This window comes from Kitasatospora sp. NPDC023118, assembly GCF_055560875.1.
Genome location: NZ_JBVHHW010000007.1, coordinates 166,164 through 180,440 on the forward strand (window position 1 = coordinate 166,164; position 14,277 = coordinate 180,440).

Below are 14,277 nucleotides of genomic sequence, written 5' to 3' on the forward strand. Positions count from 1 at the left end.
GGGGACCTCCCGGAAGGGATCAGTACGTCGCTGAGCGGACGTCAGTTCCGGTGCCCGCGACCTACCTTCGGCCACATGAGCCGACTTCGCACAATCGCCGCCGCGGCAGCCTTGTTGCTCGCGCTGCCGCTGTCCGTCGCCGCCGCACCGGCCCTGGCCGCGCCCGCGCCTGCCGCCTCGGCCGGTGCCACCGCCACCGCCACCGCCACCGCCACGGACACCACCCCGACCGCCGTCCACGTCCAGCTTCCCCGCCCGACCGGGCCGTACGCGGTCGGGCGGGAGGACCTGCACCTGGTCGACCAGGGCCGTCCGGACCCGTGGGTCCCCTCCGCCGGTCCGCGTCAGCTGATGGTCTCGATGTACTACCCCGCGCACGCCGGGACGGGCAGCCCGGCCCCGTACATGACCGCCGCGGCCGCCCGGATGCTGCTGGACGGGAAGCTCCCGGGCAACTCCATCCCGACCGAGTCGGTGACCGACACCCGGACCTGGGCCGAGTCCGGCGCACGCCCCCAGGGCGGCCACTACCCGCTGGTGGTGCTCTCGCCCGGCTTCACCATGCCTCGCGCCTCGCTCACCAGCCTCGCCGAGGACCTGACCAGCCGCGGGTACGTCGTGGCCCTGGTCGACCACACCTACGAGAACACCGGGACCACCTTCCCCGACGGGCAGACGCTGCCCTGCGTCATGTGCGGCAAGCTCGACACCCAGGAAGCCTGGAAGGGCCTGGAGGAGAGCCGGGCGAAGGACGTCTCCTTCGTCATCGACCAGCTGACCGGCCGCCCCCACCCGGCCTGGCGGTACGCCCGCATGATCGACCGCGACCGGATCGGCATGGCCGGGCACTCGATCGGCGGCGCGTCAACCGTCCCGGCGCTGGTGACCGACGACCGGATCCAGGCCGGGGTGGACCTGGACGGCGCCATGGAGTACCCGGTGCCGGAGTCCGGGATCGGCGGCAAGCCGTACCTGATGATCGGCCACGCGCTGCCCAACGGCGTCGAGGACTCCAGCTGGACCGAGAACTGGCCCCGGCTCGACGGCTGGAAGCAGTGGCTGACCATCGACGGCACGGACCACGGCAGCTTCACCGACTACCCGCTGTTCTTCGAGGCGCTCGGCATCCCCCAGGACCCGGGCACCACCGTCTCGGGCCGGCGCGCCATCGACCTCACCCGCCAGTACGTCGGCGCCTTCTTCGACCTCCAGCTGAAGGGCGTCGAGCAGCCGCTCCTCGACGGGCCGACCGCCGCCAACCCGGAGGTCCGGTTCCACTCCTGACCCCTGCGGCCCCGCGAGGCCGTCGGCGACCCGGCGACGGCCTCGTCGGCGCGCGGGCCCCGGGCTCAGGTCCGGGTCCGGCCCCGGGCCCGGGCCCCGAGGCGGCAGCCCGCGCCCTCGCCACGAGCACCGACCGCGCCGTCCACCACGGCGGTGGCTGCCGTCCGTCGACCGGCCTCGACCGGCCCACGCTGCGACGCAGGCTCCCGTGAGCGCCTCTGGTCTGCATGGTCGCTCGGCATGACACCGGCGGCGCTGGGCTGACCGGACCGGGAGGAAGCGGACGGGTCCGCCGGGGAGAACGCGACCACCGTCCCGCTGTCCGGGCACGGGCGCGCGCGGTTTGCGGCCGAGGCGGCCACGAGGGGCGGTGGCCGGGGGCTGCGTGCGACGATGGCAGGGCTGGTGGGAACGATCTCCGGGCGGGTCTCTGGCCATGGTGAACGACGAAGGGCGGCGCCAGGGGGAGCCGCGGCAGGATGCTCTGCTGGTGCCGATCGCCACGGCGCTGATCGAGGCCGACGGGCGGATCCTGCACTGGAGCGCCGACGCGGAGGCACTGCTCGGTTACCGTGCGGACGAGGCGGTGGGGCAGAAGGCGGCGAAGCTGCTGACCTCGGACGACACGCGGCCCGAGGTGCTGGAGCTGTTCGGGCAGATCCTGGAGGGCCTGGAGTGGTCCGGGGTGTTCCCGGTGCGGCACCGGGACGGGCACCTGGTGAACCTGGAGTTCCGCACGCACCCGATCCGAGGGCCCGGCGGGGCGCCGCTGGTACTGGCCGTCGCGTCCGAGGTGACGACGCTGCACCGGATCCAGGCGGATCTGGCCGTGTTGGACGGGTTCTTCACCCAGTCCCCGGTCGGCATGGCGGTGTACGACACCGAGTTGCGCTTCGTCCGGCTGAACGAGGCACTGGCCCGGGCGAACGGGCTGCCCGCCGACGAGCACCTGGGCCACCGGCTCACCGAGCTGCTGCCGGGGATCAACGGCACCGAGGCCGAGGCGGTGATGCGGCAGGTGCTGACGGACGGTGAGCCGGTGGTGGACTTCCGCTCGCACGGGCGCATACCGGAGGATCCGCGGCACGAGCACGCCTGGTCCGCGTCCTACTTCCGACTGGCGGACCGGGCCGGGCGGGTGCTCGGGGTCAGCGCAACCGTCATCGACATCACCGAGCGTTACCGCGCAGACGCCCGGGCGGCCCGCGCGCAGGAGCGGCTCGCCCTGCTGGTCGACGCGACCGCCTCGATCGGCACCACCCTCGACCTGCGGCAGACCGCCCGGGAGCTGGCCGACGCGATGGTTCCGAGGCTCGCCGACGTCAGCGGGGTGTTCGCGCTGGAGGCGCTGGTGGCGGGCCGCAACGTCGAACCGCCGGATGCGGAGGCCCCGCAGCTGGTGCGCCGCCTGGCGCTGGCCACCGCCGACCCGCTGTACCCGGCCGAGGCGCTGCCGGTGGACGCGGTGTACGAGCTTCCGGCGGACTCCCCGTACGGCCGGGCGCTGACCACCGGGCGCACGGTGGTGGTGCCGTCCTGGGAGCTGACACCGCTGAGCGACGGCATCAACGAGAGCCACCTCCAGGCGTCCCCGGGCGACCGGCCGCGTCCGGTTCGGATCACGCCGCTGGTGGCGCGCGGCACGACGCTCGGCATGGTGGTGTACTCGCGGCGCAGCGAGCGGGAGTCCTTCGCGGCGGCCGACATCACCCTGGGCGACGAGCTGGCCTCACGGGCCGCCGTCGCGATCGACAACGCCCGGCTGTACCTGCGCCAGCACCAGACGGTGCTGGCCCGGCAGCAGGCGCTGCGCGAGGCGAAGGCGGCGCAGGAGCGGCTCGCGCTGGTCAACGCGGCCTCCACCCGGATCGGCACCACGCTCGAAATCGGCCGGACCGCCCAGGAGTTGGCCGAGGTGGCGACGCCCCGGCTGGCCGACACGGTGGTGGTGGAGGTCTTGGAGGAACTGGTCCGGGGCGAGCGGGAGGCCCGTGCCGCGGCGGACGGTTCGGCGCTGCTGCGGCGGATCGCCTTCCACTCGGTGCACGGCTCCACCATGGTGCCGATCGACCGGCTGGGCGGGGTGCACCGCTTTCTGCCCGGTTCGCCGTACGCGTGGAGCCTGGCGCACCGCAAGCCGGTGCTGGTGCCGCGGATGGACGAGGCGGGCATGGCCTGGTTCGCCGACGACCCGGTGCGCACCGCCGCCGTACGGGAGCAGAACGTGCTCTCGTTCATGGTGGTTCCGCTGATCGCGCGGGGCAGCGCGGTCGGTGTGGCGGGTTTCTACCGGACCATGGCGGAGCGCCCGTACGAGGACGAGGACCTCGCGCTGGCCGGGGAGTTGGCGGTGCGGGCGGCGGTGTCGATCGACAACGCGCTGCTGTTCACCCGGGAGCGCGACGCGGCCGCCGCCCGGCAGCGGGCGCTGGACGAGGCCTGGGCCGCCCAGCAGCGGCTGGGCCTGCTGAACGAGGCCAGCAACCGGATCGGCACCACGCTCGATCTGCACCGCACCGCCCAGGAGTTGGTGGAGGTGGTGACCCCGCGCTTCGCCGACTTCGTCACCGTGGACCTGCGCGACGCGGTGCTCAGCGGCGAGGAGCCCGGGCCGGTGCCCCGGGACGGCTCGGTGCTGATGCGGGCGGTGGCGGTCGGCGAGGCGGCCCAGGACGGCACCATGACGGAGGCCGCCGAGCATGTCGGCGAGACCTCGCAGTCCGCCGAGGTGTACGCGCAGAGCCTGCGCACCCGGCGCTCGATCCTGGTCTCCGAGGTGACCGAGGAGGAGCTGCGCCGGATCGTTGCCTCCCCCGACCGGGTGCAGCCGGGGCTGGCCGCCGGGATCCACTCGTACCTGATGGTGCCGTTGGTCGCGCGCGGACTCGTGCTGGGCGGCGCGGAGTTCGTCCGCACCCGCAACCCGGTGCCGTTCGGCCCGGCGGACCGTTCGCTGGCCGAGGAGCTGGCCGCCCGGACGGCGCTGGCGATCGACAACGGGCGGCTCTACCGCCGCGAGCGGGACACCGCGCTCACGCTCCAACGCAGCCTGCTGCCACAGGAGATCCACCGTACGATCGGCTTGGAGCTGGCCTACCGCTACCTGCCCAGCAGCGTGGTGAGCGAGGTCGGCGGCGACTGGTTCGACGTGGTTCCGCTCTCCGCCGGCCGGGTCGCGCTGATCGTCGGCGACGTGATGGGCCACGGTATCCGGGCCGCCGCCACCATGGGCCAACTCCGGACCGTGGCCCGGACGTTGATCACCCTTGAGCTGGACCCGGCGCGGGTGCTGTACCGGTTGGACGAGGCCACCACGGCGCTCGGCGAGGGCCAGTTCGCCACCTGCGTGTGCGTGGTGTACGACCCGGTGGACCGCCGCTGCACCGCGGCCTGCGCCGGGCACCTGCCGCCCGTAGTCGCCGACACCGAGGGCAATGCCGACCTGGTCGACCTGCCGCCCGGCGCGCCGCTCGGCGTCGGCGGAGTCCCGTTCGAGAGCGTGGAGTTCACCCTCCCCGAGGAGGGCATCCTGACCCTCTACACCGACGGCCTGGTCGAGCGCCGGGGCCGCGACCTGGACGAGGGCCTGACCCTGCTGCGCCGCACCGTCGCGGACCGGCGCCGCACGCTGGAGCAGACCTGCGACGCCGTCCTGACCCGGCTCACCGGCCGCACCTCCGAGGACGACATCGCCGTCATCATGGCGCAGGTCCGCCCGCACGGAGCGGACCGGATCGCCATCCTGCCGCTCACCGGCGACCGCGCAATGGTCGCCCACTCGCGCCGCTTCACCCGCGAGACGCTGGCCGCCTGGGGGCTCACCGCGCTCGCGGACTGGGCCGAGCTGCTCACCAGCGAGCTGATCACCAACGCCCTGGTGCACGCCGGATCCCCCACCCAACTGAGGCTGTTCTGTAACCGGGTACTCACCGTGGAGGTCGCCGACCAGGGGAGCGAGGCGCCCCGGATCGGCCGCGCCCACACCGAGGACGAGGGCGGGCGAGGCATCCACCTGGTCAACGAGCTGGCGCACCGCTGGGGCAGCCGCCGGACCAGGGACGGCAAGGTGGTCTGGTTCGAGCTGGAGCTACCGCCAGGCTTCTCGACCAATTAGACCTGCATCGACAACGGATGGTTGTCGTGGTGCTTGTACGGTTGTTGGCCGCCATCGCCGCCGCCGGGCTTTGCTGGTGTCACGGCGGGAGAGCCCCGACCGGACGCACCAGAGGAGCCCACCATGCAGCAGCCCGACGCCCGCACCGTCGTCACCGACTACGTCACCCTCCTCGCGGCGGGCGAACTCGACGCCGCGATCGCCCTGTTCGCCGAGGACGCGACCTGGACCTACCCGGGCGGCCTCGCCCTCTCCCGCACCTGGCACGGCAAGCAGGAGATCTTCGGCGAGTTCCTCGGCCAGGTCGGCGCCCTGTTCGCCGCCGACGGCCTGCCGGCCATCACCCTCACCCACGTCCTCGCCGACGGCCCGCAGGCGGTGGCCGAGTGGACCGTTGTCGGGAAGGCCGCTAACGGCGCCGCGTACGAGAACCACTGCCTGGGCGTGTTCGCCGTGGAGAACGGGCTGATCACCGCCGTCCGCGAGTACCTGGACACCCACCACGTGGCGCAGACCCTGCTGGCCTGAGCGGCGCTCCCCCGGATCGGTACCGTGATCGCCTCGCCCGCCCGCCGGGGTGCGGGCCCGGGCTGACAGGGAATCATTGCTCGCTCCCGTCCCGGTCGACCACTGTGCCGGGCTGGCGGACACCAACGGGGGCTCGCGGCCTACGCCACCACCGGCCGACCCCGGTCAGTCCGGCAGCAGCAGGTTGACGTCCCCGAACTCGTGCCACAGGTACCGCTGTTGTACGGCCTCGCGGTAGCAGGCCGCCAGCAGCGGACGGCCCGCGACGGCGGCCAGCATCAGCAGGTGCGAGGCGCGGGGCTCGTGCCAGCCGGTGAGCAGGCCGTCGACGGCGCGCACACCGCGCTCCGGGGTAATCACCAACTCCGTCCAGCCGTCGGCCCCATGGAGCATTCCGTCGGGTTCGGCGGCCGACTCCAGGGCGCGCACCACGGTGGTGCCGACGGCGATCACCCGGCCACCCTCGGCCCGGACGTGGCCGGCCAGCCGGGCGGTGGCCACCGGGACGTGGAAGCGCTCGGCGTACGGGGCCTCGTGCGCCTCCGGCGAAGCCACCCCGGTGTGCAGGGTGACCGGGGCGACCAGCACGCCCCGGCCGGCCAGCCGGGCCACCACCTCGGGGCTGAACGGGCGGGCCGCGCTGGGCATTTCGCTGCTGCCGGGGACGGCCGCGAAGACCGTCTGGTAGGCCTCGATCGGCCAGTCGCGGTCCGTGTAGCCGTACCGGATCGCCCGGCCGTGCAGCTCCAGGTAGCGCAACAGCGGGTCAGGCAGGTCGAGTTCGGCGTACCAGAGGCGGGCGGTGAACGGCTCGGTCAGCTCGGCCGTGCCGCCGCCCGGCAGGCCGACCCGCAGGCCGGGGCGGGCCGGAGACCGCTCCGGCGGGTAGTACGCCGCCGCCTGCCCGGGCACCACCTCGCGCAACTCCACCAGGTAGCCACCGCGTTGGTCCGGCTGAGCGGAGGAGAGGTGCAGCGCGACCGGCGCGCCGTCGGGCAGCCGGCCCGGCAGGGCGGCCGGGAGGGTGGCCGAGTTGTTGACCACCAGCAGGTCGCCGGGCCGCAGCACCTCGGGCAGCTCGGTGAAGCGGCGGTGCTCGATGCCGCCGCAGGCGCGCCGGCCGACCAGCATCCGTACGCCGTCCCGGGCCCCGCCGCGGGCCTCCGCCGGTGCGCGGGCGGAGAGTTCGGGCGGGACGGTGAGGTCGAGGCCGAGGCCGGTCAGGGCCGTCATCGCCCGCCCCGGTCGGCGGCGGCCGCCACCAGGTCCTCGGCGCGGTAGCGGCCGGAGGGGGTGCGGTCGCGCAGCAGGCCGAGCAGAACGGGTACGACCTGCTCGGGCAGCGGCTCGCCGGAGATGTCCTCGCCGGGGCTGGCCTCCTGCAGCATCCGGGTGCGCATGCTGCCCGGGTCGACCGCCCAGACGCTCAACTCCGGTTCCTCCCGCGCGAGTACGGCGGTGGCCTGGTCGAGCGCGGCCTTGCTGGCGCCGTAGCCGCCCCAACCGAGGTAGGGCACCACGGCGGCGTCCGAGCTGATGTTGAGGACGGCGCCGGAGCGGGCGCGCAGCTGGGGCAGGACGAGTTGGGTGAGCGCGATCGGGGCGAGCGCGTTGACCTCGAAGGTCTCCAGCAGGTCCGGCAGCGGGAAGTCGGCCAGCCGGGGCAGCGGCTCGGCGCCGGGGGCGGGGGCGCCGTTGAGCGTGCCGGCGTTGTTGACCAGGAGGCTCGCGCCGCCGAGTCCCTCGGCGGCCTCGGCCAGACGGGCGCGATGGTCGTCGTCGACGATCGAGCCGGACAGGGCCACCACCTCGGTGACGGCGGCCAGGGCCGCTTCGGCCTCGGCGAGTTCGGCAGCGCCCCGGGCGGTGATCACCAGCTGCCAGCCCTCGGCGGCGAGGGCGTGCGCGAGCGCCAGGCCGAGTCCTCGGGAGGCGCCGGTGACCAGGGCGACGGGGGCGGGGGCGGTGTGCGGTGCTGCGTTCATGAGGCAACGATCCCGCCGCCGGGGCGAGCGGCGGATCGGTCGCCCGGCTTGGGACCGGGTCATGCGTTCGTCCTAGATCGACGGGCCGTCCTAGGACCCGGCCTCCCAGCCCTGGGGGGTCGGTCCAGGCGGCGAAGGTGCGGCGGCGGTGTCAGCTCGCCCAACGCGGCCCACGGTGGCCGTGAGCAGCCGGGCGGCGGACCGGCGCGCGGCGGCCAGGGCGACCGCGTGAGGTGGGAACCGGACGCTCCTGCCGCTGATCAGCCCGGATGAATTACCGGCCGTCCCGCACCTCCACCGGTGTGTGCGGCCGACCGATCGGGTACCGGTGCTCAGTCCGTTCCATCCGCCCTCCCATCCGGCCCGCACGGCCCAGACCTGGAGGTCCGCATGTCCACCGACTCCAGCGCACGGAACTGCCCGTTCGACTTCGCCGAAGCCCTTGAGTTCGACCCGACGCTCCGGCAGCTCATGAACGACGCGCCGGCCAGCCGCATCCGTCTCCCCTACGGCGAGGGGGAGGCTTGGCTCGTCACGGGGTACGACGACGTGCGCACAGTGACCACTGACCGGCGTTTCAGCCGCCACGCCATCGTCGGCCGGGACTTTCCGCGCATGACTCCCGAGCCGATCGTCCAGGCCGAGGCGATCAACGTCATGGACCCGCCCGCCAGCGCCCGCCTGCGCAGCCTGGTGTCCAAGGGCTTCACACCCGACCACATCGAGCGGATGAGGGACCGTACCCAGCTTGTGGTGAACGAGCTGCTGGACCGCATGCGGGACCAGGGGCCCCCGGCCGACCTCATGGAGCACCTGGCCCACCCGCTCCCGCTGATCACGATCTGCGAGGTCCTGGAGATCCCCGAGGCCGACAGCGCACAGCTGCGCGCCAACGCTCGGACGATGATGAACATGGACCTGGACAACAAGCCGGACGCGGTGCGGGCCAAGGCCGACCTGCGGGCGTACTTCGCCGAGCTGACGGCCGAACGGCGCAGGAACCCCGGTGACGACCTGATCAGCGCGCTGGCTACGGCCCGCGACGGGGACGAGGTCCTCGACGAGCGGGAACTCACCGTGATGGCCATGGTCCTGCTGATCACCGGCCAGGACACCACGACGTACCAGCTCGGCAACCTCTCGTACACCATCCTCACCCGGCCGGACGTGCGCGCCACCCTGCGCGAGCGGCCCGAGATGCTCCCCCAGGTGATCCAGGAGATGCTGCGCTTCATCCCGTTCCGCAAGGGCGTCGGCATCCCCCGGGTGGCCCTTGAAGACGTGGAGCTGAGCGGGGTGACGATCCCGGCGGGGGACATCGTGCACGTCTCCTACCTGACCGCCAACCGGGACGCCCGCAGGTTCGAGCGGCCCGACGAGCTGGACCTGGAGCGGACCAGCCCCTCCCACATGACCTTCGGCTGGGGCGCGCACCACTGCCTCGGCGCACCGCTGGCCATCACCGAACTCGAAGTCGCCCTCGGGACTCTGCTGGAGCGCTTCCCCAGGATCGCGCTGGCGAAGCCGGCCGCGGAGCTGGCGTGGAACACCTCGTCGATCTGGCGCTATCCGCTCGGGCTGCCGGTCACCTGGTGACGGCGCTCCCCCACGCTCCGGCGCTCGCCTGCCGCCACCTCGCTTCCGGCATCGCCGCGCACGCCGGCCCGCGCACCTTGGAGTGTGCGGGCCGACGTGCGTGTTGGACCCACCTTCCGTAAATTGGGCTGACGTGGCCCGAACCAACTCGCGGCCGGCTGGGCCGCCCGCACAGCGAGCATCCGATCCTCGCTCTGCCGGCTCGTCTGCCGCGCTGTTGGGCCCCGCCCGGTGAGTCCCGCCGCCGCGCCGTCTCCACGCGTCCGGCTCGCAGCGGCTGCCGTCGAGTACTGAATTCCCCGCCTCGCCAGGGTCGCACCGGGAACTCCGCCAGTCAGGAGGAAGTCCCATGGCCGTTCTGTGTAAGCCGGCGATAGCCGTGCCGGAGCACGTCATCACCAACGAGGAGACCCTCGAACTGGCGCGCAGGCTCCACCACGACCATCCCCAGCTCGGTCTGGCGTTACGCCTCATCAAGAACACCGGGGTGCGGAAGCGGCATCTGATCCAACCCATCGACGTGGTGCTGAAGCACCCGGGGCTGGACGAGCGGAGCGCCGTCTTCGAGGCGGAGTCCAAGGCCCGCGTCCCGGCGGTGGTGGTCAGGGCCCTCGAAACGGCCCAGGTGGAGCCGTCGGAGATCGACCTGATCGTCTATGTGTCGTGCACCGGTTTCATGATGCCGTCACTCACGGCGTGGCTGATCAACAAGCTGGGCTTCCGGCCGGAGACCCGGCAGCTGCCGATCGCCCAACTGGGCTGTGCGGCCGGCGGCGCGGCGGTGAACCGGGCCCATGACTTCTGCTCGGCCTACCCGGGCGCCAACGTGCTGATCGTGGCCTGCGAGTTCTGCTCGCTGTGCTACCAGCCCACCGACTTGGGCGTGGGGTCGCTGCTGTCCAACGGCCTGTTCGGCGACGGGATCGCCGCCGCCGTGGTCCGGGGCGAGGGCGGCACCGGGATCCGGTTGGAGCGCAACGGCTCGTACCTCATCCCGAACACCGAGGAGTGGATCTCCTACGCGGTCCGCCCCACCGGATTCCACTTCCAGCTGGACAAGCGGGTACCGGGGACGATGGAGCCCCTCAGCCCTGCCCTGCGTGCGGTCGCGGAGCAGCACCGGTGGGACGTGGGCATGCTGGACTTCTACATCATCCACGCCGGCGGTCCACGGATCCTGGACGACCTGAGCCACTTCCTGAAGGTGCCGCCCGAGGCGTTCCGCTTCAGCCGGGCCACCCTCACCCAGTACGGCAACATCGCCAGTGCGGTCGTGCTCGACGCCCTGGCCCGGATGTTCGACGAGCAGTCGGCTCTCAACGGCCACCACGGGCTGCTGGCCGGGTTCGGCCCGGGTATCACCGCCGAGATGTCCCTCGGCACCTGGGCATCGCCCGATTCCTGACCGAGAGGTCGAACCGCTCCCCCATCCGATCGTTCGTCCGGCCGCCGGCACACCCCGGCGGCCGGCCCAGACGGGAGCCGTTACCCGCGCGCCGCCGTGGCCACGACGCGGGGACCGGCTCCCGTACTCGCCCCGGGCTCTGGAGGTGCCTGTGAAGACCGAAGACGCAACCCCCGGGAACCCTGTTCCCCCCGCTGTAGCGCGACGGCCACTGCTGGCGGCGGCCGGGCTGATGCCAGTACTCGTCGGCCTGGCGGGGGATGCGACGACAGGGACGGCCGCGGCCCGTGATCCTGGCGGCACGAGGCCGGTCGCAGCCCGTGATCACGGCGGCATGGGGGCCGCCCCCATCCCGGTGAGCACCCGCGAGGAGGACTGGGGCGACGTCGCACACACCCTCGGCCGCCCGGGCAACCTCATCCGCAGGACCTACCACCACACGCCCTTCCCGCGGCACGACCTGCGCGTGGTCAGCCGCGGCGTCAACATCACCCCCGGGCTCGCCCTGGGCTCGCACGCCTCCTTCGCGCGGTACGACGACGGCAGCATCCTGATGATGGGCGATCTGGTGGTGACCGCGGACGAACTGCCGGCGTTCACCGACGCCCTCCGGGCTCAGGGGATCGCCCTGACCGCCATCCACAAACACCTCCCGGCGCAGTCGCCGGACGTCTGGTGGACCCATGTCTGCGCACACGGGAAGGACGGCAGGGCACTGGCCCGCGGGCTGCGGGCCGCGCTCGACCGCACCGGCACTCCAGCACCGCGCCCGCCCAGACCACTGCGGCCCCTCGATCTGGACACCGCCGGCATCGACGCCGCACTGGGGGCCACGGGCAACAGCGGCGAGGACGTCCATGCGTGCGTCTTCGTGCGCCGCGAGACCCTCGTCGACGAGGGGCACGTCCTGCCACCCGGCCTGGGCGCGACCTCGGCCTTCAACTTCCAGCCGCTCGGCGGGGGACGGGCCGCGCTCAGCGGCGACCTCGCCATGGTCGCCGGCGAGGTCCAGGAGGTGATCGGGATACTGCGGCAGGGCGGCATCGAACTCGTCGAACTCCACAACCACGGCCTGACGGACGAACCGCGCCTCTTCTTCACCCACATCTGGGCCCAGGGCAATGCCCTGGACCTGGCCAGAACGGTCCGCCGCGCGGTCGCCGCCACCAATGTCGTACCGGCCACCACCTGAATGACCGGCGGAGATACCCGGCCTTCCCCCGTTGTGCCCGACGAGTGTCGGGCACAACGGGCATGGGCGCACGCCGGCAGCGCGCACCGGGCGCTCGCCCCCGCACGAAGTGGCCGCCGAACGTCCCGGGAATGCCGGCCGCCCCGGGAATGCCGGCCGTCCCGGGAATGCCGGCCGCCCCGGGAATGCCGGCCGCCCCGGGGATGCCGGGGTCCCGGACAGATGCGGTCGCGATGCAGAGCGCGCGAAGCCCACTGATACTGAGCCAGCGGGGCGGTTACCAAGCGCGGCGCGAGCCGCACGGTCAGCCACCGCCAGGCCCGCGCCGTCATGTGCGCGGCAGCCGCTGGGCGGGGGTGGCCGGCGACCACGGCCGGCGAACCATCTACCCGGCGGCGTACCGACCGCCGGGTCCCGGACAGAGAGACCGAGGATGCTGAACCGACGAGACCTCCTCAGGGCCGCCACCATAGGCGGCCCCGTGGCCCTCTTCCCATGGGGCCTCACACCGAGCCTGGCCCAGATCGCGCCAGCCGCACTGCCGGCCGCTCAGCCCAGGTCGGAGCCCAGGGGGCGGGCCGCCCGGATCGTCCCATTCGCGCACGCCATGCCGGTGCCCCCGGTGCTGAGTCCGGTGTCGCGGACGGATTCCTCGGACCTGTACAAGCTGCGGATGGCCGAGACCGAGGTGGAGATCGTCAAGGGGCTGCTGACCACCGTCTGGACCTACGGCGGCTGCTTCCCCGGTCCGACCATCCGGGCGGTCAAGGGCCGGGAGGTGGTGATCGAGCAGACCAACGACCTCAGCGTGCACACCTCCGTCCACCTGCACGGCGGCCATGTCCGGTCGCGGTACGACGGCCTGCCGATGGACCTCGTCGAGCCCGGCGAGACCCGCGAGTACCGCTACCCCAACGAACAGGTGGCCGCCTCGCTCTGGTACCACGACCACGCGCACCAGCTGGAGGCCGAGAACGTCTACCGAGGCCTGGCCGGCGCCTACCTGCTCAGCGACCCGCACGAGAGCAGCCTGCCGCTGCCGAGCGGCGAGTTCGACATCCCGCTGCTGATCCGGGACGCCCGGATCGAGACGGACGGCAGGCTGGTCTACACCGACCCGTACGAGTGCCCGCACATGCTGGTCAACGGCAAGGAGCGGCCCTACTTCGAGGTGGCGGCGCGCAAGTACCGTCTGCGGGTCTTCAACGTCTCGCCCAACCGCCACATATCGCTGCGCCTCGCCGACGGTGAGCCGTTCACCCAGATAGCCTCCGACGGCGGACTTCTCGCCGAGCCGGTGAAGTTGGACGAGCTGACCCTGGCCGGCGCGGAACGCGCCGAGATCGTGGTCGACTTCGCCCGCTACCCGGTCGGCGAATCGGTGGTGCTGGAGAACACGGCCGCGCTGGAGACCGAGCGGTCCGAGGTGCTGCGCTTCGACATCACCCGGACGGCCGAGGACCGCAGCCGGATACCGGACGTCCTGGCCACCCTGCCGCCGATCCCGGAGGCGACGGTGCACCGGGAGTTCTGGCTGACGACCTTCCCGGACACCAGGATCAACGGGCGCAAGTACGACCCGGACCGGACCGACGTGCGGACCACCGTCGGCACCAGCGAGATCTGGACGATCCACAACCACCTCACCCGGCGGCCGGCCGGGGTCTTCCACGCCCCCCACTCCTTCCACACCCATCTGGTGCGGTTCCGCGTGCTGGACCGTGACGGGGAGCCGGTCGGCCCGGCCGAGGCCGGGCTCAAGGACACCGTCCCGATCTATCCGGGCCAGAGCGTCCGGATCGCCATGACCTGGGGCGACTATCCGGGCCAGTACGTCTATCACTGCCACCACATGGTGCACTCCTCGCACGGCCAGATGGGCCGGATCGACGTGCTGCCCGCGGAATCGGAAGGCGGCGCCAAGGAGTCGGACGAGGCCTTCGCCGGCTCGTCCGCGTCCTCGGAAGCCTCGATGTCCGGAGTCGGCCGGTCCGGATCGTCGGCGTCCGGAACCGGTCGGCGGCATCGGCGGCGGCACCGCCGGCACCGCCACGGGCACCACCACGGGCACCGCGTCGCCGTCCGAGCCTGACTCTGTCGGGGATCCTGGCGTTCGACTGTCCGTGATCACGGTGGTGACCCAGTCTCGCGGGTACCCGGGGCCCGCGAGACT

The 14,277-nt window shown here is 72.8% G+C and carries 9 protein-coding genes; 7 read left to right on the forward strand and 2 right to left on the reverse strand.

Going from position 1 to position 14,277, the window contains the following annotated elements:
- Window positions 1-75: 75 nt before the first annotated feature.
- The 3 genes from ACZ3UD_RS11580 to ACZ3UD_RS11590 all read left to right on the forward strand — a co-directional run bounded on the left by ACZ3UD_RS11580 (window position 76) and on the right by ACZ3UD_RS11590 (window position 5,926).
- Window positions 76-1,284 carry an alpha/beta hydrolase family protein gene (locus tag ACZ3UD_RS11580; RefSeq protein WP_465585321.1) on the forward strand — a complete coding sequence of 403 codons (1,209 nt, stop codon included), beginning with the start codon at window positions 76-78 and terminating at the stop codon, window positions 1,282-1,284.
- A 490-nt stretch (window positions 1,285-1,774) separates the two neighbouring features.
- On the forward strand, window positions 1,775-5,398 hold the full coding sequence (locus ACZ3UD_RS11585) for a SpoIIE family protein phosphatase (RefSeq protein ID WP_465585323.1): 3,624 nt from the start codon (window positions 1,775-1,777) through the stop codon (window positions 5,396-5,398).
- Between the two features lie 123 nt (window positions 5,399-5,521).
- Window positions 5,522-5,926: a nuclear transport factor 2 family protein gene (locus ACZ3UD_RS11590; RefSeq protein WP_465585324.1), complete on the forward strand. Its 405-nt coding sequence runs from the start codon at window positions 5,522-5,524 to the stop codon at window positions 5,924-5,926.
- Window positions 5,927-6,091: 165 nt separating this feature from the next.
- Here the strand turns inward: ACZ3UD_RS11590 and ACZ3UD_RS11595 are convergent, their stop codons facing one another.
- Both ACZ3UD_RS11595 and ACZ3UD_RS11600 read right to left on the reverse strand, forming a co-directional pair.
- Complete coding sequence (locus ACZ3UD_RS11595) at window positions 6,092-7,159, reverse strand: S-adenosylmethionine:tRNA ribosyltransferase-isomerase (RefSeq protein WP_465585325.1); 1,068 nt, start codon at window positions 7,157-7,159, stop codon at window positions 6,092-6,094.
- Window positions 7,156-7,911: an SDR family oxidoreductase gene (locus ACZ3UD_RS11600; protein ID WP_465585327.1), complete on the reverse strand. Its 756-nt coding sequence runs from the start codon at window positions 7,909-7,911 to the stop codon at window positions 7,156-7,158. Before ACZ3UD_RS11600 ends, ACZ3UD_RS11595 begins: the two co-directional genes overlap by 4 nt.
- 390 nt (window positions 7,912-8,301) lie before the next feature.
- On the opposite strand from ACZ3UD_RS11600, the gene ACZ3UD_RS11605 reads away from it, so the two are divergent.
- The 4 genes from ACZ3UD_RS11605 to ACZ3UD_RS11620 all read left to right on the forward strand — a co-directional run bounded on the left by ACZ3UD_RS11605 (window position 8,302) and on the right by ACZ3UD_RS11620 (window position 14,196).
- Window positions 8,302-9,507, forward strand: a complete 1,206-nt coding sequence (locus ACZ3UD_RS11605; RefSeq protein ID WP_465585328.1) for a cytochrome P450 — start codon at window positions 8,302-8,304, stop codon at window positions 9,505-9,507.
- A gap of 349 nt (window positions 9,508-9,856) precedes the next feature.
- Entirely contained in the window at window positions 9,857-10,912 is a 1,056-nt protein-coding gene (locus ACZ3UD_RS11610) for a type III polyketide synthase (protein WP_465585330.1), read from the forward strand.
- 334 nt (window positions 10,913-11,246) lie between these two features.
- Window positions 11,247-12,104: a DUF1259 domain-containing protein gene (locus ACZ3UD_RS11615; protein WP_465585331.1), complete on the forward strand. Its 858-nt coding sequence runs from the start codon at window positions 11,247-11,249 to the stop codon at window positions 12,102-12,104.
- A 634-nt stretch (window positions 12,105-12,738) separates the two neighbouring features.
- Window positions 12,739-14,196, forward strand: coding sequence for a multicopper oxidase family protein (locus ACZ3UD_RS11620; protein WP_465585333.1), 1,458 nt, complete (start codon window positions 12,739-12,741; stop codon window positions 14,194-14,196).
- Window positions 14,197-14,277 lie beyond the last annotated feature (81 nt).

Bases quoted from the DNA above. Each gene is read 5' to 3' on its own strand.
- ACZ3UD_RS11595 (WP_465585325.1), bottom strand. From the start codon at position 7,159: ATGACGGCCCTGACCGGCCTCGGCCTCGACCTCACCGTCCCGCCCGAA.
- ACZ3UD_RS11610 (WP_465585330.1), top strand. From the start codon at position 9,857: ATGGCCGTTCTGTGTAAGCCGGCGATAGCCGTGCCGGAGCACGTCATC.
- ACZ3UD_RS11615 (WP_465585331.1), top strand. From the start codon at position 11,247: ATGGGGGCCGCCCCCATCCCGGTGAGCACCCGCGAGGAGGACTGGGGC.
- ACZ3UD_RS11600 (WP_465585327.1), bottom strand. From the start codon at position 7,911: ATGAACGCAGCACCGCACACCGCCCCCGCCCCCGTCGCCCTGGTCACC.
- ACZ3UD_RS11605 (WP_465585328.1), top strand. From the start codon at position 8,302: ATGTCCACCGACTCCAGCGCACGGAACTGCCCGTTCGACTTCGCCGAA.
- ACZ3UD_RS11580 (WP_465585321.1), top strand. From the start codon at position 76: ATGAGCCGACTTCGCACAATCGCCGCCGCGGCAGCCTTGTTGCTCGCG.
- ACZ3UD_RS11590 (WP_465585324.1), top strand. From the start codon at position 5,522: ATGCAGCAGCCCGACGCCCGCACCGTCGTCACCGACTACGTCACCCTC.